20 protein-coding genes and 1 riboswitch are annotated in these 21,791 nt (G+C 67.9%); of the genes, 8 read left to right on the top strand and 12 right to left on the bottom strand.

The window, feature by feature from the left end; genetic code table 11:
* Positions 1–4 precede the first annotated feature (4 nt).
* From U5768_RS17895 to U5768_RS17875, 5 genes are all read right to left on the bottom strand, one after another.
* On the bottom strand, positions 5–358 hold the full coding sequence (locus U5768_RS17895; protein WP_322031718.1) for a phage holin family protein: 354 nt from the start codon (positions 356–358) through the stop codon (positions 5–7).
* A gap of 160 nt (positions 359–518) precedes the next feature.
* Entirely contained in the window at positions 519–1,937 is a 1,419-nt protein-coding gene (ahcY, locus tag U5768_RS17890; protein ID WP_322031717.1) for an adenosylhomocysteinase, read from the bottom strand.
* A gap of 33 nt (positions 1,938–1,970) precedes the next feature.
* Positions 1,971–2,101, bottom strand: a riboswitch (S-adenosyl-L-homocysteine riboswitch).
* A gap of 93 nt (positions 2,102–2,194) precedes the next feature.
* Positions 2,195–2,965, bottom strand: a complete 771-nt coding sequence (locus tag U5768_RS17885; protein ID WP_322031716.1) for a glycosyltransferase family A protein — start codon at positions 2,963–2,965, stop codon at positions 2,195–2,197.
* A 153-nt stretch (positions 2,966–3,118) separates the two neighbouring features.
* Positions 3,119–3,841, bottom strand: coding sequence for an LrgB family protein (locus tag U5768_RS17880; protein ID WP_322031715.1), 723 nt, complete (start codon positions 3,839–3,841; stop codon positions 3,119–3,121).
* Between the two features lie 36 nt (positions 3,842–3,877).
* A complete protein-coding gene (locus tag U5768_RS17875; protein ID WP_322031714.1) occupies positions 3,878–4,354 on the bottom strand; it encodes a CidA/LrgA family protein in 477 nt (158 codons plus the stop codon).
* Positions 4,355–4,507: 153 nt separating this feature from the next.
* Between U5768_RS17875 and U5768_RS17870 the strand changes: the two genes are divergently transcribed.
* Positions 4,508–5,455, top strand: a complete 948-nt coding sequence (locus U5768_RS17870; protein WP_322031713.1) for a LysR family transcriptional regulator — start codon at positions 4,508–4,510, stop codon at positions 5,453–5,455.
* A 90-nt stretch (positions 5,456–5,545) separates the two neighbouring features.
* On the opposite strand, the gene U5768_RS17865 is transcribed toward U5768_RS17870, so the two are convergent.
* Complete coding sequence (locus tag U5768_RS17865; protein WP_322031712.1) at positions 5,546–7,321, bottom strand: OmpA family protein; 1,776 nt, start codon at positions 7,319–7,321, stop codon at positions 5,546–5,548.
* A gap of 213 nt (positions 7,322–7,534) precedes the next feature.
* Positions 7,535–9,163: a GMC family oxidoreductase gene (locus U5768_RS17860; protein ID WP_322031711.1), complete on the bottom strand. Its 1,629-nt coding sequence runs from the start codon at positions 9,161–9,163 to the stop codon at positions 7,535–7,537.
* A 291-nt stretch (positions 9,164–9,454) separates the two neighbouring features.
* Between U5768_RS17860 and U5768_RS17855 the strand changes: the two genes are divergently transcribed.
* Together U5768_RS17855 and U5768_RS17850 are read left to right on the top strand one after the other, a co-directional pair.
* Positions 9,455–11,212, top strand: a complete 1,758-nt coding sequence (locus U5768_RS17855; RefSeq protein WP_322031710.1) for an isovaleryl-CoA dehydrogenase — start codon at positions 9,455–9,457, stop codon at positions 11,210–11,212.
* A gap of 67 nt (positions 11,213–11,279) precedes the next feature.
* Positions 11,280–12,722, top strand: a complete 1,443-nt coding sequence (locus U5768_RS17850) for a coniferyl aldehyde dehydrogenase (protein WP_322031709.1) — start codon at positions 11,280–11,282, stop codon at positions 12,720–12,722.
* Here U5768_RS17850 and U5768_RS17845 read toward each other — a convergent pair.
* From U5768_RS17845 to fliE, 5 genes are all read right to left on the bottom strand, one after another.
* A complete protein-coding gene (locus tag U5768_RS17845) occupies positions 12,700–13,110 on the bottom strand; it encodes an EscU/YscU/HrcU family type III secretion system export apparatus switch protein (protein WP_322031708.1) in 411 nt (136 codons plus the stop codon). The genes U5768_RS17850 and U5768_RS17845 overlap by 23 nt on opposite strands.
* A complete protein-coding gene (locus tag U5768_RS17840) occupies positions 13,110–14,579 on the bottom strand; it encodes a flagellar hook-length control protein FliK (RefSeq protein ID WP_322031707.1) in 1,470 nt (489 codons plus the stop codon). The genes U5768_RS17845 and U5768_RS17840 overlap by 1 nt, the downstream gene beginning before the upstream one ends.
* Before the next feature lie 86 nt (positions 14,580–14,665).
* Positions 14,666–14,998: a flagellar protein FliT gene (locus U5768_RS17835; protein ID WP_322031706.1), complete on the bottom strand. Its 333-nt coding sequence runs from the start codon at positions 14,996–14,998 to the stop codon at positions 14,666–14,668.
* Complete coding sequence (gene fliS / locus U5768_RS17830; RefSeq protein ID WP_322031705.1) at positions 14,995–15,441, bottom strand: flagellar export chaperone FliS; 447 nt, start codon at positions 15,439–15,441, stop codon at positions 14,995–14,997. The genes U5768_RS17835 and fliS overlap by 4 nt, the downstream gene beginning before the upstream one ends.
* Before the next feature lie 156 nt (positions 15,442–15,597).
* Positions 15,598–15,933 carry a flagellar hook-basal body complex protein FliE gene (gene fliE / locus U5768_RS17825; protein WP_322031704.1) on the bottom strand — a complete coding sequence of 112 codons (336 nt, stop codon included), beginning with the start codon at positions 15,931–15,933 and terminating at the stop codon, positions 15,598–15,600.
* Between the two features lie 215 nt (positions 15,934–16,148).
* Between fliE and fliF the strand changes: the two genes are divergently transcribed.
* From fliF to fliJ, 5 genes are read left to right on the top strand one after another with little or no spacing between them, the layout of a single operon-like run.
* Positions 16,149–17,954 carry a flagellar basal-body MS-ring/collar protein FliF gene (gene fliF, locus U5768_RS17820; RefSeq protein ID WP_322031703.1) on the top strand — a complete coding sequence of 602 codons (1,806 nt, stop codon included), beginning with the start codon at positions 16,149–16,151 and terminating at the stop codon, positions 17,952–17,954.
* On the top strand, positions 17,944–18,939 hold the full coding sequence (fliG, locus tag U5768_RS17815) for a flagellar motor switch protein FliG (protein ID WP_028203385.1): 996 nt from the start codon (positions 17,944–17,946) through the stop codon (positions 18,937–18,939). The genes fliF and fliG overlap by 11 nt, the downstream gene beginning before the upstream one ends.
* Positions 18,932–19,609 carry a flagellar assembly protein FliH gene (gene fliH, locus U5768_RS17810; protein WP_322031702.1) on the top strand — a complete coding sequence of 226 codons (678 nt, stop codon included), beginning with the start codon at positions 18,932–18,934 and terminating at the stop codon, positions 19,607–19,609. Before fliG ends, fliH begins: the two co-directional genes overlap by 8 nt.
* A complete protein-coding gene (fliI, locus tag U5768_RS17805; protein WP_322031701.1) occupies positions 19,603–21,330 on the top strand; it encodes a flagellar protein export ATPase FliI in 1,728 nt (575 codons plus the stop codon). The genes fliH and fliI overlap by 7 nt, the downstream gene beginning before the upstream one ends.
* The gene (fliJ, locus tag U5768_RS17800; protein ID WP_322031700.1) at positions 21,327–21,779 is read left to right on the top strand and encodes a flagellar export protein FliJ; all 453 of its coding nucleotides are present in this window, start codon (positions 21,327–21,329) and stop codon (positions 21,777–21,779) included. Before fliI ends, fliJ begins: the two co-directional genes overlap by 4 nt.
* Positions 21,780–21,791: the final 12 nt, after the last annotated feature.

Genomic DNA, 21,791 nt, shown 5'->3' with positions numbered 1-21,791 from the left:
GAGGTCAGCCGAGGGTACGGTTGCCGAAAATCAGCGCCGACAGCAGCCACGACACGATGCTGTACAGGATCGAGCCGAAAAACGCCGACCAGAAGCCCGACACCTCGAAGCCCTTGAGGAGCGACGCCGCCAGCCAGAAGCACAGCGCGTTCACCACGAGGATGAATAGCCCGAGCGTGAGAATGGTCACGGGCAGCGTGAGCACGATCAGCAGCGGACGCAGCACGGCGTTGATGAGGCCGAGCACGATCGCCACGATGAGCGCGGTGCCGAAACTGCGAATATGGATCGACGGAACGAGCCAGGTGATGATCAGGAGCGCGAGCGCGTTGATCAACCAGGTCAGCAGCACGGTCATAAGGACTCCTTTTGCGTCGTTGCTTTTTTATCGCCAGGTGCCGGCGGCGGATGCCGCCCGCGGTCCCCGCGCGCCATGCGCGGGGATGGGGGTCAGCATCCGCTTGACCGCTTAAAGCGGGCTTAAAACCGCAGCCCACTTTGTATCGCGTTGTATCGCCTTAGTAGCGATAGTGGTTCGGCTTGAACGGACCGTTCTTGTCGACGCCGATGTACGAAGCCTGGTCGTCGGACAGCACGGAGAGGTTCGCGCCGATGCGCGCGAGGTGCAGGCGCGCGACCTTCTCGTCGAGATGCTTCGGCAGCACGTACACCTTGTTCTCGTACTTCTGGCCTTCGCAGAACAGTTCGATCTGCGCGAGCGTCTGGTTCGTGAACGAGTTCGACATCACGAACGACGGGTGGCCCGTGGCGCAGCCCAGGTTCACGAGGCGGCCTTCGGCCAGCAGGATCACGCGCTTGCCGTCCGGGAAAATGATGTGATCGACCTGCGGCTTGATGTTTTCCCACGTGTACTGGCGCGTGGAAGCGACGTCGATTTCCGAGTCGAAGTGGCCGATGTTGCTGACGATCGCGTTGTGGCGCATCGCCTTCATATGGTCGTGGTTGATCACATGGTAGTTGCCGGTGGCCGTCACGAAAATGTCGGCCTTGTCGGCGGCGTATTCCATCGTCACGACGCGGTAGCCTTCCATCGCGGCTTGCAGCGCGCAGATCGGATCGATTTCCGTGACCCACACGGTTGCGCCCAGACCGCGCAGCGATTGCGCGCAGCCCTTGCCCACGTCGCCGTAACCGGCCACGACCGCGATCTTGCCCGCGATCATCACGTCGGTTGCGCGCTTGATGCCGTCCACGAGCGACTCGCGGCAGCCATACAGGTTGTCGAACTTCGACTTCGTGACGGAGTCGTTGACGTTGATGGCCGGGAACGGCAGGCGCCCTTCCTTCTCCATCTGGTACAGGCGGTGCACGCCCGTCGTGGTTTCTTCCGTCACGCCCTTGATGTGCGCGAGACGCTTCGAGTACCACTGCGGATCGACGTCGAGGTGCGCGGCAATCGACTTGTACAGCGCGACTTCTTCCTCGTTGGTGGGCTTCGCGATGACCGAGCGGTCCTTTTCAGCCTTCGAGCCGAGGATCAGCAGGAGCGTGGCGTCGCCGCCGTCGTCCAGGATCATGTTGGCGAACTCGCCGTTCGGCCATTCGAAGATGCGGTGCGAGAACTCCCAGTATTCGTCGAGCGATTCGCCCTTGAACGCGAACACCGGCGTGCCGCCCGCGGCGATGGCGGCGGCGGCGTGGTCCTGCGTCGAGAAGATGTTGCACGAGGCCCAGCGCACATCGGCGCCGAGCGCCGTCAGCGTTTCGATCAGCACGCCCGTCTGGATGGTCATGTGCAGCGAGCCGGCAATGCGCGCGCCCTTGAGCGGCTGCTTCGCCTTGTATTCTTCGCGCGTTTGCACGAGGCCCGGCATTTCGGTCTCGGCGATGTCGAGTTCCTTGCGGCCCCAGGCTGCGAGCGACATATCGGCGACGACGAAATCTTTGGCTTGATCTTGCGGAACTGCGGCGTTCATCACGCCCTCCTTTCTAAAAGTGACTAGAAATTAAAGACGTGAGCGCCGTTTTCAGTGCGGCGATTTCGCGGCATTGCGCCCTCGAATCGACCGTATTGAGCGCCTTCGAGCCTGGCGGGCGCATTGTTCGAATGCCAAAACCCGTCGCAACGCTCCTCGAAAGCGAGCCAAGATTGTATCAAATTGGGACGGCGGGTTGGACGGCCGGTTGGGACGGCCGGTTGGGACGGCCGGTTGGAACCGCCGCTGCCCCGCTCTCAGTGCCCCGGGCTGCGCAAGCCGAGCCCGCGTGCCTGCTGCACGCCCGCCTTTGCCGTGGCGAGAAAGGCTTGCGAGGCGCGCAGCGTTTCGCCCTGGAGCGACGGCTGTGCTTCGCGCAAGCCTAGCTGAATGTTCAGATAGCGCTCCGCGGTCACGCCTTCGCGATAGTGCAGACGCACCCGCTTCGCATCGATCAGGCGGCGCTGGCCGAAGGCTTCGTTCAGCGCCCATGCGAGCGCGCCGTCTTCGCCGCCGTGGCGGCGAAAGGTTTCGTCCATGGGAAAGCCGCCCAGCGCGAGAAAGGCGCCGCGCCGGATCACGAGGCTGCTCGGCACCGTGTTGCTGACCGTTTCCGTGAGCCTGGCGAAATCGGGGTGCGCGGCGAGCCGCTCCGGAAACCCGGCATAGTCGACGTCGAGCCGGATCGCGGCTTCCTGCGGATGTTGCTCCAGATGCGCTTGAGCCGCGGCGAGCGCGTGAGGCAGGTATTCGTCGCCCGCGTCGAGGAAAGCGAGGTACGGCGTGGCCGCCTGCAGCGCGCCCCAGTTGCGCGCGCGGGCCGCACCGCCTGAGTCGGGAATCTGCACGAGCCGCACGCGCGGTTCGCGCAGCGCGTAGATGCGCGCGACATTGGCGGAGGCGTCGGTCGAGCCGTCGTCGACGACGAGAATGCGTTCGGCTTCGGGCTGCGCGATACAGCTATCGAGCGCGCGGCCAAGCGTGGCCGCGCCGTTGCGGCAAGCAACGATGATGGTGATGGATTGCATGGAACAGGGATGAAGATGACAGACAATGCCCGTAAGCCGCATCCGAGAGCGGCTGACACGACAAAACGGCGAATCCTACCCGCGTCCGGAAAAGGTCTATCCCGATAAAGCCGACGCCTAAGAGGCAACCGCGCGAGGCAGCCGCGCGCCGGATCAGACCGGCAGGAATCCCAGCGCCGGCGCGAGCAGCACCATCACCACGCCCGCGATCATCATCGTGAGGCTCGCCACCACGCCCTCTTCGCTGCCCAACTCGCGCGCCTTCGCGGTGCCCACGCCGTGGGCCGCCGCGCCAAAGAGCGCGCCACGCGCCAGCCGGGTGCGCAGCGGCACGAGCCCGAGCACCAGTTCGCCGAACAGCATGCCGCACACGCCCGTGGCGATCACGAAGAGCGCGGTGAGGTCGCGCGGCGCGTGGATCTTGTCCGAAACCGCGAGCGCGAACGGCGTGGAGATCGAGCGCGTCATCAGGCTGCGCTGGAGATCGGGCGAAAGATGCAGCAGCTTGGCCAGCGCGAGCGAGCCGCCCACCGCCACGACGATGCCAACCGTCACGCCCACCGTGAGCGAAATCCAGTGGCGCCTGAGCAGGTCGCGATATTCGTAGATCGGCACCGCGAAGGCCACCGTGGCCGGGCCGAGCAGCCACATGAGCCAGCGCGTGTCCTGGAAGTACACGGGATACGGAATGTGGAGCGCGAGCACGAGCGCGCCCAGCACCGCGGGCACCGCGACGAGCGGCGTGAGCCACGGCGAGCGAAAGCGCGCGTAGAGCGCCTTCGACGCGAAATAGAGCGCAACGGTGAGGATGAAACAGCCGGCGGCGATGAGCCGCGCCGCGTCGTCGGCGAACAGCGACGAATAAAACGTGTTCATGACGGCGTTACCCTTTCTGTTCAGGACGTTGCCGCGTCAAGCCCGCGCCAGGTGGCGCGAATGGCGTACGCGGCGCAGCGCGAGGCGGCGTTCGAGCCTGGCGGCCTGTTCGACCGCGAATGCCACGGCCACCATCACCATCAGCGTGCCGCCGATCACGACGAGCGCGAGGCGCCAGCCATCGGCGCGAAAGAGACCGCCGTATTTCACGGCAGCCACGGCGGCCGGAATGAAGAACAGCAGCATGTCGGAAAGCAGCCAGTCCGCGCCCGCTTTCACCCAGCGCGGCGTAACGCCGCCGCAAAAAAGCAGCGCGAGCAGCAGCACGAGGCCGACCACACCGCCCGGCACCGGCAGGTGCGTGAGGCGCGTGAGGGCGTCGGCGGCGTACCAGACGCCTGCGAGCAGCGCCGACTGCGCGGCAATGCGGCCGATATGGCGCCCAACGCTCGCCACGCCGCCCACGTCCGGCGTGGCGCTTTCGGAGACTTTCGCGGTCGTCGGAGCAGTCATGGCAAACCCTGAGTGACACTGGAATGGAAATTAGTATAGGGTGCAGCGCAGCATAAACATAATGACTTAGGATCATCCATTTCATTCCATAATGGAATGCACCAACCCGGCACCGGCTGGGCGTGCTTCCTGCACATTTGTGGAGTCCCGATCGTGGAACTGCGCGCGCTTCGCTATTTCATCGAAGTGGTACGGCAACAGAGCTTCACCGCCGCGGCCGAAAAACTGCACGTCACGCAGCCGACCATCAGCAAGATGGTGAAGGCGCTCGAAGACGAAACCGGCACGCAGCTTTTGCTGCGCGACGCGCGCCAGATGGTGCTCACCGACGCCGGGCGCATCGTCTACCAGCGCGGCCAGGACGTGCTCGCCGCCCAGGCGCAGCTACAAGCCGAACTCGCCGATCTCGGCACGCTCGGGCGCGGCGAACTCACCATCGGCATTCCGCCGATGGGCGGCTCGCTCTTCACGCCCGCCATCGCCACGTTTCGCCAGCGCTATCCGAAGATCGAGCTGAAGCTGTTCGAGCAGGGCTCGCGCGCGATCGAAGCCGCGCTGATCTCCGGCGAACTGGAACTCGGCGGCGTGCTGCTGCCTGTGGACCCCGCCCTCATCGACGTCCTGCCCGTCGCGCACGAACTCCTGTGGCTCGTCGCGCGGCGCGGCTCGCGCTGGGACAACAAGCTCGCCGTGCCGCTCGCGGAACTGGCCCGCGAGCCGTTCGTGTTCTATGGTGAAAGTCTCGCGCTCAACGATGTCGTGCTGGGCGCGTGCCGCACGGCCGGTTTCGTGCCCCAGGTGGTGGGACGCAGCGGCCACTGGGACTTGATGGCGGCGCTCGTGCTCGCGGGCGTGGGCATTGCGCTGCTGCCCGCGCCGTACGTGCGCCGGCTCGACGCCGGGCGCTTCACCTGCCTGCCCGTGAGCGAGCCGCAGATCACATGGGACATGGCGATCGGCTGGAAGCGCAGCGGCTATCTCTCGCACGCGGCGCGTGCCTGGCTCGACGCCGCGCGCTCGGAGTACGGCAAGCCCTTCACGTTTCTCGACGACTTCGTGCATCCGCCCGGCATGGAGAAGCCGCCGGGCAAGCCACGCTGAAGCGGCGCGCAACGAAAAAAGCCGCCCGGCTTTCGCCGGACGGCTTTTCGCACTGACGGAGCGCGTCGCTTGCGCGCCAGGTCCTTCGGACTACTTTGCGACGAACTCGATGCGGCGGTTATGGAAGCGGCCGCTTTCGGTGTCGTTGCTGGCCACCGGATTCGCGTCGCCATAGCCCTGCGCCGTGAGGCGGCTCATCGACACGCCCTGCGACACGAGGTACGTGCGCACAGCCATGGCGCGCTGCTTCGAAAGCGCGAGATTCGTCGCCTTGTCGCCCACGTTGTCGGAGTAGCCCGCCACTTCGAGCGCGACCGGCTGGCCGCGCTTCGAGCATGCGATGAGCGCACGCGCCGACTGACGCAGATCGTCTGCGGCCGAAGCCGGCACGATCGAGCTACCCGTCTTGAAGTTCACGACCTGGAGGTTGAGCACCTTCGCCACGTCGGCACCCGCGCACGAGCTGTCCGCGGCGAACAGGCCCTTCACGGCGTCGCGGAACGACTGCGTTGCGTCGGCCACGGCCTTCTGCACGTTGAACACGCCGATGTCGAAGCCCGAGCCGAACAGCGCCTTGAGCTTGTCCAGCCAGCCGGCCTTCGCGTCGGCGGCGGCGCCGCTCAACTCGACGTGCGTGCCGTCGATCTTCACTTCCGCGCCGGGCAGCGCCATGAGCGGCAGCAGCCCGTCGAGGTGCGCGAGCCACTCGGCGGGCTTCGTCGCGGCATCGACGTTCACGTTCGCCGTGAACTTGCCTGCGCCGAACTTCTTCGTGAGCGCGTCGATGAGCTGCGCCTTTTCGGCTTCGGTGCCCACCGTGGCCGTGATCGTCGGGACACCGGCCTTGTCGACCGTGAACGACAGATGGGCATCCTGGGTCGGCGCCGGAGCGGCGTCGCTCGCGGCGGCCGCAGCGGGAACACCGGAGGCGACAGCGCCAGAAGCGACCGTGGCGGAAGCAGCCGCGGGCGCCGAGGCGCTATCCGCTTGCGAGGCGGCATCCGATGCGGCGACCGCGCCCGGCGCCACGGCGCTCGCCGCGGCGGGCTGCGAGGCCGGCGAGGCCGCCGGCGTGGCGTCCTGCGGCGCCGCTTCGTCGTGCTGGCACGAGCGCAGCGCGAAGAACGCGACGATCAGCGCGAGCGCGGCGAGCAGCCACCAGAGCCAGTGGTGGCGGCGCTTTTCCTCGGCGATGGGCGGCGTGGACGCAGCCACGGTCTGCGGCGGCACCGAAGCCGGCACCGGCCGCACCACGGGCTGCGGATGATCGAGATGCGCGGAGACATCCTTCAGGCGGCTCATGATCGAGCCCGCGAACGCGGCGGCGCTACCAAGCCCGATGGCGCTCGCCAGATGATCTGTCAGGCTCGCGTTGACCGATGGAAGCTGATGGCCAAGCAGCGTCGGCAGTTGTCCGACGAAGCCCTGGGAACCCGCGAAGTGTTGCTTGAAAATGCCCATGATGGCCGCGCCGACCACACCCGTGAGCGAGAAGGCCGTGGACTGCGGCGCACCCGTTTGCGCCGCGACCGCGTCGGCGAGCGCGCCGACATTCGCGCCGGTCGCCTTCTGCAGCAGGTCGCGGCCAGTGGCTTCGAGCTGGCCCAGGCCCGCGGTGCTCGTGAGCAGCTCGGGCAGTTGCTTGCCGATCAACGGATTGACGTCGGACGACATGATGGTGGAAAAGAGGCTGCGCGCGCCTTCGGGCGTCGCGCCCCGGTTCATGATGGCGGCCATGATGGCGGGCGCCGCGGCGCCTGCGACCTTGCGCGTGAATTCGGGGGTGAGCCCGTAACGCGTTCCCATCGTTTTGACGACGTTGTCGCTCAGAACCGTTTCCAGCAGTTGAAAGACATTGATGCTCATCGAGGCGGACCCTCCAGTTCGCGGACGCGCCACCTGACACGCCCAAATGCGAGCGCGATTATAGGGAGTGCGAAATCTCGAAAAAGCACGCGAAGGGCAAACCGCACATTGTTTGACGAAAAGCCCTGAAAACCTGAACGAACCGACGCCGGGCGCCTCGCTCGCAGGCCCGCGATGCGCAATTAGTACTGTAGGAAAAAGCGAAGTTATGCGTCAGGCGCCGACAGGCTGACGCGCCGTATCGCGCGCATATTCCGCTTGTGCGATGAAGTCGGCCGCGCGCTCGCCGATCATCACGCTCGGCGCATTCGTGTTGCCGCCGATGAGTGTCGGCATGACCGAGGCGTCCGCGATGCGCAAACCCTCCACGCCGCGCACGCGCAATAGCGGATCGACGACAGAACGCGCGTCGCCGCCCATGCGGCAGGTCGCGACGGGGTGGTAGATCGTGTCGGCGTGTTGCGCGATGGCTTCGCGCAACTGCGTATCGCTCTCGCCGCTATACGTATAGAGTTCGCGGCCGCCCAGGCGCGCCAGCGCGGGCGCATCGAGAATGCGCCGCGCGAGGCGCGCGCCCTGCACGAGGGCGTCGAGATCGCGCGTATCGGAGAGAAAGCGCGGGTCGATCACGGGCGCCACGCGCGCGTCGGCGCTCGCGAGCGTGACCGTGCCGCGGCTCGCCGGGCGCAGCACGCACACGTGCAGCGAATAGCCATGGCCCCAATGCAGGCGGCGGCTGTGATCGTCTACGAGCGCCGTGCAGAAATGCAGTTGCAGGTCGGGCCGGTCGAGGTCGGCGCGGCTCTTCAGAAAACCGCCGGCCTCCGCCACGTTGGTCGTGAGCATGCCGCGCCGCCCGCGCGCATAACGCACGAGACCCGCGGTCATGCGCGCCGCGCCGCGCAGCGAGTAGCCCACGGTCTCGCTCGAAGGTACGCGCTTGTTGAAGGTGAAATCGATATGGTCGATCAGGTTGCGGCCCACTTCGGGCGCCGCGTGGCGCACCGCAATGCCGAGCGCGCGCAGTTCGTCGGCCGGCCCGATGCCAGAGCACATCAGCAGTTGCGGCGAGTTGAACGCGCCCGCCGCGAGGATCACCTCGGCGCGCGCCCGCAGCGTCTCGATCGCGCCGCCGCGCGCCAGTTCCACGCCGCTTGCGCGCGCGCCGTCGAAGCTCACGCGCAGGACCGTCGCGTTGGCGATCAGATGCAGGTTCGGCCGCTCGCGCCCATACAGATACGCGCGCGCCACCGTGCAGCGTTCGCCGCCGCGCTGCGTCACCTGATAGAAGCCGACGCCCTCCTGCTCCTCGCCGTTGAAGTCGTCGTTCAGGCGAAAGCCCGCTTCGCGAGCGGCCTCGACGAAGCGCGCGGCCACCGGATTGCGCTCGCGCAGGTCGGCCACGCCTAGCGGGCCGCCCGCGCCATGCCAGGCGCTCGCGCCGCGCTCGTTGTCCTCGGCGCGCAGAAAGTACGGCAGCACGTCGCGCCACGCCCAGCCCGTGCAGCCAAGCTGCGCCCATTCGTCGTAGTCGAGCGGATGGCCGCGCGTGTAGATCATCGCGTTGATGCTGCTGGAGCCGCCGAAACCGCGCCCGCGCGGCTGGTAGCCGCGCCGCCCGGCGAGTCCGGGTTGCGGCACGGTTTCATAGGCGTAGTTGTTTTTGGTGCGAAACGGAACGAGCGCGGCGACGCCCAGCGGCATGTTGACGAACGGATTGCGCGCCGTGTGAGGCCCCGCCTCGACGAGCGCGATGCTCGCGAGCGGGCAGCGGTCGGCGAGACGCCCCGCCAGCGACGCGCCGCCCGATCCGCCGCCTACGATGATGTAGTCATATTGCATCGTCTCCCCCCATGCAACGCTGTCGGCCGAAGCGGGCGCGCGCTTGATTGCACGCCTGATTGAACGCCTGATTGCACGCTCGTTCGCTTTCGGGTCCAATCGCGCATTGTAGGAAGCGTCGGATTCGGCGGTCAGCTTTTATGTCAGAGCGTCGCCTCTAAACCTGACGGCGGTTCGCCGCCTATGATGAGAGGTCCAGCCGCCGGAGAGCGGCCGCTGCGCACGCCTGCCCGTCACCACAGCGAATACAGCACGACGCGTTACATCGGACGCGTTATATCGGAGACGCAGATGAACCCGACGGAAGTCACGCATCGCCCCGGCACGACCCACGAAGTCACGAACCAGGCGCCGGCGCTCGCCGGCTACAACCTCTTCACCGCCGACGCCGCGCTCGGCGAGGCCCTCGCGCGCGCTGGCGCGGACTGGCACCGCGAAACGCTCGTGCGCCACGGCGAAACGCTCGGCCGGGCGGAAACGCTCGCGCTCGCCGACCTCGCCAACCGCCACGAACCCGAACTGCACACGCACAGCCCGCGCGGCGAGCGTATCGACGCGATCGAATTCCACCCCGCCTGGCACCAGTTGCTGACGCTGCTGCGCGAGCAGGGGCTGCATGCGCTGCCGTACTCGGACCCGCGTCCGGGCGCGATGGCGGCGCGGTGCGCGGGCTATTTCCTGCATGCGCAGCTCGAATCGGGATCGCTGTGCCCGCTGACCATGACGTTCGCGAGCATTGCCGTGCTGCAGCGCGAAGCGGCGTTGTTCGACACGTTGCGCGCGCCGCTCTACGCACGCGAACACGACGCGCGCGACCTGCCGCTCGCGCAAAAGCGCTCGATGATGATCGGCATGGGCATGACGGAGAAACAAGGCGGCTCGGACGTGCGCAGCAATCGCACCGAGGCGCGCGCGGCGGGCATCGAAACGGGACGCGGCGCGGCGTATCTGCTCACCGGCCACAAGTGGTTTTTCTCGGCGCCGCAATGCGATGCGCATCTCGTGCTCGCGCGCACTACGGAACACAACGGCTCGGGCGCCCCCGGACTCTCGTGCTTCTACGTGCCGCGCTACCGTCCGGACGGCACGAAAAACGCGGTCAACGTGCAGCGCCTGAAGAACAAGCTCGGCAACCGCTCGAACGCGAGCGCCGAGGTGGAATTCTTCGACGCGTACGGCGTCATGATCGGCGACGAAGGCCGCGGCGTGCCGACCATCATCGAGATGGCGAACTACACGCGGCTCGACTGCGTGATCGGCAGCGCGGCGCTCATGCGCGCGGCGCTCGTGCAGGCGATTCACCACGCGCGCCACCGCAGCGCGTTCGGCCGCGTGCTCGCCGAACAGCCGCTCATGCAGAACGTGCTCGCCGATCTCGCGCTCGAATCGGAGGCGGCGACGGTGCTCTTCATGCGTCTCGCGCGCGCGTTCGAGGACAGCGCCGACGCGAAACCCGGCGAGATCGACAACACGGACGACCTGGACAACACGGACGACACATCGCTCGAAGCGCGCGCCTGGCGGCGCATCGTCACCCCGGCGGCGAAGTTCTGGGTGTGCAAGCGCGCGCTCGCGTTCACGGGCGAAGCCATGGAGGTATGGGGCGGCAACGGCTACGTCGAGGAAGGGCCGATGGCGCGCTTTTACCGCGAAGCGCCAGTCAACTCGATCTGGGAAGGCTCGGGCAACGTGATGTGCCTCGACGTGCTGCGCTCGCTCGAGCGCGAGGCCGACGCCGCCCAGGCGCTCTTTCTCGCGTGGCGCCGCGACGCGCAAACCCACCCGGTTCTCAATGCCGCGCTCGACCGCCTCTCGGTGCTGCTCAACGGCGCGCCGGGCACGCGCGAGACGAGCGCGCGGCGCATCGCGCAGCAGATCGTGCTGATCGCGCAGGCCATGCTGCTGCGCGAGGGGCCTGCCGACATCGCCGAAGCGTTCATCGCCACGCGTCTTGACGAACACGACGCCGACTGCGACCGCGTATTCGGCACGCTGCCCGCGCGCTTCGATCACGCGGCGATCATCGAGCGGGCGTTTCCGTCGCGTTGACGATGCATGACCCATTTTCCCGTTCGCGCATGTGCGAGAGCGCGCGCGAACGCTACGAGGACCGACCATGAAGCAGGACCTGCCCGAAGACTTCGCCCGCCAATCGCCCGGCGACCCGGGCGCCGCGCTGGCCACGCTGCTGGCTTCCCAGCGCGAAGCCTTCCTGCGCGACCCGTTCCCGTCCTGGGACACGCGCGCGCGCCATCTCAAGGCGCTGCGCGACGTGCTGTTCTCGCGCCGCGACGCGCTCGCCGAGGCGATGAACGCCGACTTCGGCCAGCGCTCGAAGGCGGAAGTCGCGCTCGCGGAATTCGTCGTCCTCAAGCAGGAAATCGATGCCGCGCTCAAGCATGGCGCGCGCTGGATGAAGCCGCGCCGCAAACCGGTGGGCAAATGGCTGCTGCCGGGCCGCGCGAAGGTGGTGCCGCAGCCGCTTGGCGTGGCGGGCATCGTCGTGCCGTGGAACTATCCGCTGCTGCTCGCCGCGAGCCCGCTCGTCTGCGCGCTCGCGGCGGGCAACCGCGCGATGATCAAGATGTCGGAGCTGACGCCGCGCACGTCCGCGCTTTTCGAGGAACTGATCGGCAAGACCTTCGCGCGCGACCACGTTGCAGTGGTGAACGGCGACTCAGCGGTGGGCGCCGCCTTCAGCGCGCTGCCGTTCGATCATCTGCTTTTCACGGGCTCGACGCGCGTGGGACACGAGGTCATGCGCGCGGCCGCCGCGAACCTCACGCCGGTCACGCTCGAACTGGGCGGCAAGTCGCCGGTGATCATCGGCGAAGACGCGCGGTTGAACTACGCCGTGGACAGCCTGCTGCTCGGCAAGACCCTGAACGCGGGGCAAACCTGCATCGCGCCCGACTACGTGCTCCTGCCGCGCGGCCAGGAGGAGCCGTTCATCGTTCGCGCGCACAAGCGTTTCGCGCAGCTTTATCCGGACTTCGCGAACAACCGCGACTACACGTCGATCATCTCGGCGCGCCACTTCGAGCGCCTGCAACGGCTCGCCGACGAAGCGCAGGCAAGCGGCGCGCAGTTGCACGCGCTTGGCGCGCACGACGCCGCCACGCGGCGTTTCGCGCCCGTCATCGTGACGAATGCCGGTGCGCAAACGGCGCTCATGCAGGAGGAAATCTTCGGGCCGCTCCTGCCGCTCGTGCCCTACGACACGCTCGACGAAGCGTTGCGCTACGTGAACGCGCGCCCTCGCCCGCTCTCGCTCTACCTCTACGCCGACGACCCACGCACGGTCGAGCGCGTGACGCGCGAAACGGTCGCGGGCGGAATGTCGGTGAACGAGACGCTCATGCACATCGCCGCCGAGGGACTGCCGTTCGGCGGCGTCGGCGCGAGCGGCATGGGCGCGTATCACGGTTACGAGGGCTTCGTCACCTTCTCGAAGATGAAGCCCGTGTTCACCCAGGCGCGGCTCAATGCGCGCGCGCTCATCGCGCCGCCCTACGGCAGGCGCTTCGCCCTGCTGATCAAGTGGATGTTGAAGGGTTGAACGGCAACGCGGGGCGGCCGCCGCCGACCCTGCGAACGTCGCTGATGTCGCCGATGTCGCGCGGGGCGCTGCCGGCCGCCGTGGCGCTTTGCGCTTGCGCGGCCTCTTTGGCGTTCGCGTTGTTTTCCGCTTCGAGGCGATGCAGCCAGGCCAGCAGTTCGGCCACCGCCTGGTAGAGCTGCGGCGGGATCTTCGCATCGAGGTCCACGCGCATGAGCAGGGAAACCATCTCCGGCGCTTCATGCACGTAGAGGCCCGCTTCCTTCGCGCGCTGCACGATCATCTCCGCGACGAGGCCGTAGCCCTTCGCGACCACGCGCGGCGCGCCGTCGCCTTCCGGCGCGTCGTAGGCGAGCGCGGCGGCGCTCCTGCGGTGCGTGCGGCTCATTACATCTCCCAGTCCTGATCGAGGCGCTCCGCGGCGGCGGCCGTCTCCGGCGCGGCCTGCGTGGCGGATGCGGCGGCGGTGTTCTGCGCGGCGTAGGCACTCGCGGCTCTCGCGGCCTCGGCCGCATTGGCCGGGTTGGCCGCCGCGCCGCTGCCGATCTCGCGGATCGACAGCCCGGCGAGCGTGAGCCCGAGCGCTTCGAGCCGCCCGCGCAGCGACTCGCTTTCGGCGGACAGACGCGCGGCGCCGCCCGCGTTCGCCTGCACACGCACGGCGAGCGTCGAGCCCGTGAGCGTGAGTTCCGCGTCCACCGTGCCGAGCTTCGGCAATGCCAGCGTGAGGCGCGTGCGCCACGGAATGTCGCCGGCTTCTGAACCAGCCGCGCCCGAGTGAGCGTCGCGGGCGTCGTAGTCGTCTTGCTGGATGCTCCAGTCCACCCGCACACCGGGCCACGCCTCGCCATTCCAGCGAAACTCGCCAGTCGCGAGCAGATCGAGCTGCTGGCGCACGAGAGGAATCACAGCCGGATGCACAGACGGGCCGCCCGCCTGCGCCGCGGCTTCGTGCATGGCGGGCAGCAGGGTGTCGGCGAGCGCCGCGCGCGCCTGGGCCGTGGCCGCTTCGCCGTGCGCGTCCGCCAGTGCGGGGAAAGCGCGCGCCAGTGCGGCATTGACCGCGCTTGCCGCATTCGACGCATTGCCGGTATCGCCGCGCGCGCCGCCCGGCGCTTGGGCAAACGTTTCGGTCCACTGCACGTCGTCGATGTCGTCTGCGTCGAGCGTCCAGTCGAGCGGCAGTTGCGAGTGCGCGCCGAGCAGGCGGTTCTGCGGCTCGTCGGCGAGCTGGGCGGGCGAAAGCTGGCCGCGCAGCCATTGCGCGAGGTGAGCTTCGTAGAAGAGTCCGCTCGTGCTCACCGTCTGCGCGAGCGACGCGGCGAGCGCGGCGAGCGGGCCGGTTTGTGTAGCGGCGGCTTGTGCGGCTTGTGCGTTTTGAGTCGCTTGCCCCGCTTGCGGGTTTTGCGAGGACGCTGCCTGCGCGAAAGCGCCGGTCCCGTCCGGTGCGTCGCCGTCCAGGCCTTGCGCCGCGAGAGCCACATCGGCGAGCAACGCGGCTTGCGCTGCCTGGGCTTCATCGCCGGCAAGTCCCGGCAGCGGCACGGCAGCCGCGCCATCAGCCGCCGCATCGGCATCGGGATTGGCCCACAGCGGCGCGCGGCCCACCACGGCGGGCGTCGCTTCGCCGCCCGAGCGGATGATGGCGTCGAGCGCGAGCGCCACCGCCGAAAGCACCGTCTGCGTGGAATCCTGCGTATTGCCGGCGGCGACGGGGTCGGCGAGCGCGGCGGCGCCCGTCGCGAGCGCGGAAACGCCCGCTTGCGCGGCGCCCGAGGCGCCCTGCGGGCCGACCGGAGTCAGTGCCGCGATGCGGCTCGCGAGGAGCGCGGCGGCTCCGGTGTCGATTCCGTTCATGGTGTTCCGGATCTGCGCACAGCGCCGACCCGCCGGTTCATGGTGCGTTGCGCGCCGTTGCCTCGGGAGGCGCGCCGCGCGCCGCGCTAGCGGGCGCCGTAGATTTCCTGCAAGACCCGCGCGGGCTGCACGGTGCCGTAAAAGAGCGCCGAAAGCCGCGCCATGCAAGGGCTGGCGATATCGCGAATGGCGGCGTCGTCGGCGAGGATCTGGCGGATCAGCTCGTATTTGCGCGTGCGCTCGGCAACCGTGAGCCGCACGGCGCCTTCGACGTCCTTCAGGGCGTCGACGAGGACCCGGTACTCCTCCTGCAAGCCGATCAGATCGTTCCAGTGCGCATCGCGCGCCGCATGGAGCATCTGCCCCGACACGGCCGCTATCGCTTCGTAGCGGGCGAAGTAGTCTGCTTTTGAACTCATCTCATCCACGAGCCGGGGGCTGGCGCGGATGACTGTTCGGCCATCCTCGCCACTTCCGGCGCTATCCCCAACCAGGCTTCTTCGAGCGTAGCCAGCAGTCCGTCGACCTCGACCAGCATGGACTCGCTCTGTTTGATATTGGCTTCCAGCAGGCGCTTCGTCATGTAGCTGTACAGCGCATTCAGGCGTTGAGCGATCTCGCCGCCCGCCTCGACGTTCAGCGCGAGCTGAAGTCCGCTCTCGACAATCCGGATCGCCTTGGCGATCGCCTCGCAACGCGGGCCGACGTTGCCGGCCTGCAAATGCATACGCGCCTGCGCGATGGCTTGCCGCGCTCCCTGGTACAGGAGCGAGATCAGCTTGTGCGGGCTCGCACCCATGACCCCCGTTTCGACGCCCACGCGCGCATAGGCGTTGGCTCCAGATTGGGCAGGGGAAAACATCGGCGCTTCTCCTTGATACGTTTGGCTTGAATGCGGTCGCCCGGCGCGCGGCGCGAAGCACGGGCGACAGACTCTTCTAGCCGGGTTATCGGAACGTAGGGGAGGAAGCTTTAGCGCGCTGGCGAGGCAAAAGCGAGACAAAGGCCGCGGGCACCGTCACACCTGGATCTGCATGATGTCGGTGTAGGCGGCCACGAGCTTGTTGCGCACCTGCAATCCGAACTGGAAGCCGATGTTGGCCTTCTGCATGTCGACCATGACGTCGTTGAGCGACACGTTGTTCGCGCCGAGTTCGAACGCCTGCGACTCGCCAACGGCCTTCTGCTGGGCGTCGCTGATCTGGTCGAGCGACGACTTGAGCGCCGCCGCGAACCCGCCGGCCGTGGCCGCGCCCGACTTCTCGTCGGCGGCGGTGGGGCCGCCGCCCGCCTGGGTCGCCATCGACTGCATCTGGGCCAGGGCGGACGTGAGCGGGGATACTGGCACGGTCATGTTTGCTCCACGAGAAGAGAAATGCGGGGACATGCGGGGTATTGCGAATCTGGAGGAGAGCATAGCAGCGGGTGCGTTGCGGCAGCCCCGAAACTAGGGGGAAAACCCGGCTCTATTCGCGCAATCGGCTTGCCAGCGGCCCCGGATAATGCGTCACGTGAAAGTCTCCGCCATGAGAAGGCGAGACCTGGAAGCCTCCCGGAGATACCCGTCGTATGGATTCGACTGCCAATTCTTTGATCAACCCCGACGCCCGCATGGGCCTCGCCCCCTCTGGCGCGGGCGCCGCGCCCGGAGCCGGCGCGGGCGCAGGCCTGGGCGGCGCGGAAGACCTCGGCGGCGGCTTCGCGCAACGCCTCGGCTCGCTCTCGTCATTGCGCCACGTGCGCGGCAACCCGCGCGCGCCCCTCATTTTTGCCGTGGCGGTGCTCGTGGCCGTGGTCGCGGCTCTCGTGCTGTGGTCGCGCGCGCCCGATTACAAGGTGCTGTACAGCAACCTCTCGGACCGCGACGGCGGCGCCATCATCACCGCGCTTCAGGCCGCAAACGTTCCCTACAGGTTCTCGGACGCCGGCGGCGCCATTCTGGTGCCCGCCGAGCAGGTCAACGAAATGCGCCTGCGCCTCGCCTCACAGGGCCTGCCGAAGAACGGTTCGGTCGGCTTCGAGCTGATGGACAACCAGAAGTTCGGCATCAGCCAGTTCGCCGAGCAGGTGAACTACCAGCGCGCGCTCGAAGGCGAACTCGAGCAAACGATTCAGTCGATCGCGAGCGTGAAGTCGGCGCGCGTGCATCTGGCCATTCCGAAGCCTTCGGTATTCGTGCGCGAGCGCGAAGCGCCCTCGGCGTCGGTGCTCGTGAACCTGTATCCGGGCCGCATTCTCGACGACGGCCAGGTCGCCGCGATCACGCACATGGTGGCTTCGGCCGTGCCGGACCTGCCGGTGCGCAACGTGACCGTGGTCGACCAGGACGGCAACCTCCTCACCCAGAGCGCCACGGGCGTGGGGCTCGACGCCTCGCAGCTCAAGTACGTGCGCCAGGTCGAGCACGACACCCAGGCGCGCATCGACGCGATCCTCGCGCCGCTCTTCGGCGCGGGCAACGCGCGCTCGCAGGTGAGCGCCGACCTCGACTTCTCGAAGCTCGAGCAGACTTCCGAAGCCTACGGGCCGAACGGCAACCCGCAGGCGGCCGCCATCCGCAGCCAGCAGCAGAACGTTTCCACGGAAATGCAGCAAAGCGGCGCGGGCGGCGTGCCCGGCGCGCTCACGAACCAGCCGCCGCAGCCGGCCTCGGCGCCCATCAACGCGCCCACGGGTGCGAACGGCGCGTCCGGCGCGGTGCCGGTTTCCGATCATCGCGACACCACCACGAACTACGAGCTGGACAAGACCGTGCGCCACTTTCAACAGGCGCCGGGCGACGTGAAGCGCCTGTCGGTGGCCGTGATCGTGAATTATCAGCAGAAGCTCGACGCCAAGGGCCACGCCACCATGCAGCCGCTCGACGCGCAGAAGCTCGCCCAGGTCGAGCAGCTCGTGAAGGACGCCATGGGCTACGACGCCCGGCGCGGCGACTCGGTGAACGTGGTGAACGCCGCGTTCCAGACCGAAGTCGACCCGAACGCGAACCTGCCGTGGTGGCGTCAGCCCGACATCCTCGCCCTGGCCAGGCAGATTGCGACGTGGCTCGGCATCGGCGCGGTGGCCCTGTTCCTCTACTTCGTGATGGTGAAGCCGGCGCTGCGCCGCGCGTTCCCGCCGCCCGAGCCGGTCGCGCCCTCGCTGCCGGGCATGGGCGATGGCGAGCCGCTGCTGCTCGACGGCATTCCCGAAGCCGCGCGCATCGGCGGCGGCGTGGAAGGCGAAGACAACGCGGACAACGAAGCCGCCCTGCTCGCCTTCGAAAGCGAGAAAAACAAGTTCGAACGCAACCTGGAGTACGCGCGCAACATCGCGCGCCAGGACCCGAAGATCGTCGCAACCGTCGTGAAAAGCTGGGTGAACGATGAACGCTGAAGGCGCAACCAAGAGCGCGCTGCTGCTCATGTCGATCGGCGAACAGGAGGCCTCCGAGGTCTTCAAGTTCCTCGGTCCGCGCGAAGTGCAGAAAATCGGCGCCGCGATGGCGGCGCTCAAGAACGTCAAGCGCGAAGAGATCGAGATCGTGCTGCAGGACTTCGTTAAGGAAGCCGAGCAGCACACGGCCTTCTCGCTCGACTCGAACGACTACATCCGCAACGTGCTCAACAAGGCGCTGGGCGAGGACAAGGCCGGCGCGATCATCGACCGCATTCTGCAAGGCGGCGACACGAGCGGCATCGAAGGCCTCAAGTGGATGGATTCGGGGTCGGTGGCCGAACTCATCAAGAACGAGCACCCGCAGATCATCGCGACGATTCTCGTGCACCTCGACCGCGACCAGGCCTCGGAAATCGCCTCGTGCTTCACCGAGCGCCTGCGCAACGACGTGCTCCTGCGTATCGCGACGCTCGACGGCATCCAGCCGCAGGCGCTGCGCGAACTCGACGACGTGCTCACGAACCTCCTCTCGGGCAGCGACAACCTCAAGCGCAGCCCGATGGGCGGCATCCGCACGGCGGCCGAAATCCTCAACTTCATGACGAGCCAGCATGAAGAAGGCGTGATCGAGAACGTCCGCCAGTACGACGCGGAACTCGCGCAGAAGATCATCGATCAGATGTTCGTGTTCGAGAACCTGCTCGACCTCGAAGACCGCGCGATCCAGTTGCTGCTCAAGGAAGTCGAGTCGGAATCGCTCATCATTTCGCTCAAGGGCGCGCCGCCCGCGCTGCGCACCAAGTTCCTCTCGAACATGTCGCAGCGCGCGGCCGAACTGCTCGCCGAAGACCTCGACGCGCGCGGTCCGGTGCGCGTCTCGGAAGTCGAGGCGCAGCAGCGCCGCATCCTGCAGATCGTGCGCAACCTCGCCGAGAGCGGCCAGATCGTTCTAGGCGGCAAGGCAGAAGACGCTTATGTCTGACAGCAGCTCCGCGAACAGTCACCTCTCGGCGTATCAGCGCTGGGAGATGGCTTCGTTCGACCCGCCGCCTCCCCCGCCGCCGCCGCCCACGCCCGACGAAACGGCCGCGTTCGAGGCCCAGCTTCACGCGCTGCGCGACGCGGCGCGCGAGGAAGGGCTGCGCTCCGGCCACGTGGCGGGCCAGGCGCTCGGCTATCAGGCGGGGCACGAACAAGGACGCCGGCAAGGATTCGAACAGGGCCAGGCCGAGGCGCGCGCGCAAGCGGCGCAACTCGCCGCGCTCGCGAGCCGCTTTAGCGATGCGCTCGAAACGGCGCAGGCGGGCGTGGCGGAAACGCTCGTCGAACTCGCGCTCGACATCGCGCAGCAGGTCGTGCGCCAGCACGTGCAGCACGACCCCACGGCGCTCGTCGCGGTCGCGCGCGAAGTGCTCGTGGCCGAGCCGCAGCTTTCCGGCTCCCCTCAGCTCGTGGTAAGCCCCGCCGACCTGCCGATTGTCGAAGCCTATCTGCTGGACGATCTTCAGACGCGCGGCTGGAGCGTGCGCACCGACCCGACGATCGAGCGCGGCGGCTGCCGCGCGCAGGCCGCGACGGGCGAAACCGACGCCAGCATCCGCACGCGCTGGGAGCGCGTGACGGCCGCGCTCGGCAAGGCGCGGCCATGGTGAATCATCCGCAACCGCCGAGCCATCAGGCGATCCATCAAGCGATCCACACGGGCGGCCTCACGCCGCTCGAACAGGAACTCGCGCTCGCCTCGTTCGGCCCGCTCGCGAGCGACCCCGCGCAGCTTGGCGCGCTGCTCGTGGGCGACCTCGACATTCCGGGCAAGCGCGAGCCAGGCGCCCTCGACGCCATCCACGCCATTAACGCGATCGACGCCGTGATCGACGCGGACAGCGCCGAAGCGTCGCCGGCCCAGGCGGCTCACGGCGCGAGCAACGCGCCGGCCGAGGCCGATGTCAAAACCACACCCGCGCCCTACGTGCCGCCTGCGAACTACGACCCGGCCAACCCGTTCCTGACCTCGTGGAACGCGCAACTGCGCGGCGTGCGCGAGCGCAACGCGCTCGCCCTGCCGCTGCGCGGCTGCGGGCGTCTCACGCGCGCGGCGGGCCTCGTGCTCGAAGCGGTGGGGCTGCGCCTCGCCGTGGGCGCCGAGGTGCTGATCGAACTGCCGCCGGGCAGCTCGCTGCCGATGGCCGCAGCGGAGGTGGTCGGCTTCGGCGGCGACAAACTCTTTCTGATGCCGACGACCGAAGTCGCGGGCCTGTTGCCCGGCGCGCGCGTCTGGCCGCTTGAAACCGCGCCGATTGCCGACCCGAAGGCGGGAGCGAAGCGCCTGCCCGTGGGCTGGGGCATGCTCGGCCGCGTGGTCGACGCCTCGGGCCGCCCGCTCGACGGCCTCGGCCCCCTGAACACCGAAGCCGACGCGCCGCTCACCGCGCCCGTCATCAATCCCCTGAACCGCGAGCCGATCCACAAGGTGCTCGACGTCGGCGTGCGCGCGATCAACTCGCTGCTCACGGTCGGGCGCGGCCAGCGCATGGGCCTCTTCGCGGGCTCGGGCGTGGGTAAATCGGTGCTGCTCGGCACCATGGCGCGCGCGACCAGCGCGGAAGTCATCGTGATCGGGCTGATCGGCGAGCGTGGCCGCGAAGTGAAGGAATTCATCGAGCAGATCCTGGGCGAGGACGGCCTCGCGCGCTCGGTTGTCGTGGCCGCGCCTGCGGACGTGTCGCCGCTCCTGCGCATGCAGGCCGCCGCGTACACCACGTCGCTCGCCGAGTACTTCCGCGACCAGGGCAAACACGTGCTGCTGCTCATGGACTCGCTCACGCGCTACGCGATGGCGCAGCGCGAGATCGCGCTCGCCATCGGCGAGCCGCCCGCGACCAAGGGCTATCCGCCTTCGGTGTTCGCGAAGCTGCCCGCGCTCGTCGAGCGCACCGGCAACGGTCCCGAAGGCGGCGGCTCGATCACGGCGTTCTACACCGTGCTCACCGAAGGCGACGACCAGCAGGACCCTATCGCCGATTCGGCGCGCGCGATTCTCGACGGCCACATCGTGCTCTCGCGTGCGCTCGCCGAAGCGGGGCATTATCCGGCCATCGACATCGAGGCTTCGATCAGCCGCGCGATGACGGCGCTGATCGACGACACGCATCTGAACCAGACCCGTGCGTTCAAGCAGATGCTCTCGCGCTATCAGCGCAACCGCGACCTCATCAACGTGGGTGCGTACGTGAGCGGGCGCGACGCCGTGCTCGACCGCGCGATCGCGCTGTATCCGCGCATCGAGGCCTTTCTTCAGCAGGGTTTTCGCGAAACCGCGAACTATGATCAAAGCGTCGAGATGCTCGGCCAGTTGATCGGAGCCAGGACATGACGAAACAGACCGCGCTGCAAACCTTGATCGGCCTCGCGCAGGACGACGTCGACGCTGCCACGCAAAAGCTCGGCCGCGTGCAGCGCGAGCGCGGCGAGGTCGAAAAGCAGTTGCAGGCGCTCATCACCTACCGCGACGAGTATCATGCGCGTTTCACCGAATCGGCGCGCAGCGGCATGGCCGCCGGCAACGTGCGCAACTTCCAGGCGTTCATCGACACGCTCGACGCGGCGATCGAACAGCAGCGGCGCATGCTGGAGCAGGCCACCGCGCGCGTGGATGCCGCGAGACCCGAATGGCAGCGCAGCAAGCAGAAGCTCGGTTCTTACGAGGTCCTGCAAACGCGCCAGGAGGATGTGCAGGCCCGCAAGGACGCCCGCCTCGAACAGCGCGACGCCGACGAGCACGCCGCCCGCGTGCTGCGCACGCGAACGTCGCAACATCCGTAATTCGCAATCTGT

The sequence above is a fragment of the Paraburkholderia sp. J76 genome, from assembly GCF_905220295.1.
GTDB lineage: Bacteria > Pseudomonadota > Gammaproteobacteria > Burkholderiales > Burkholderiaceae > Paraburkholderia.
This window is presented reverse-complemented; position numbering and strand designations above follow the sequence as displayed.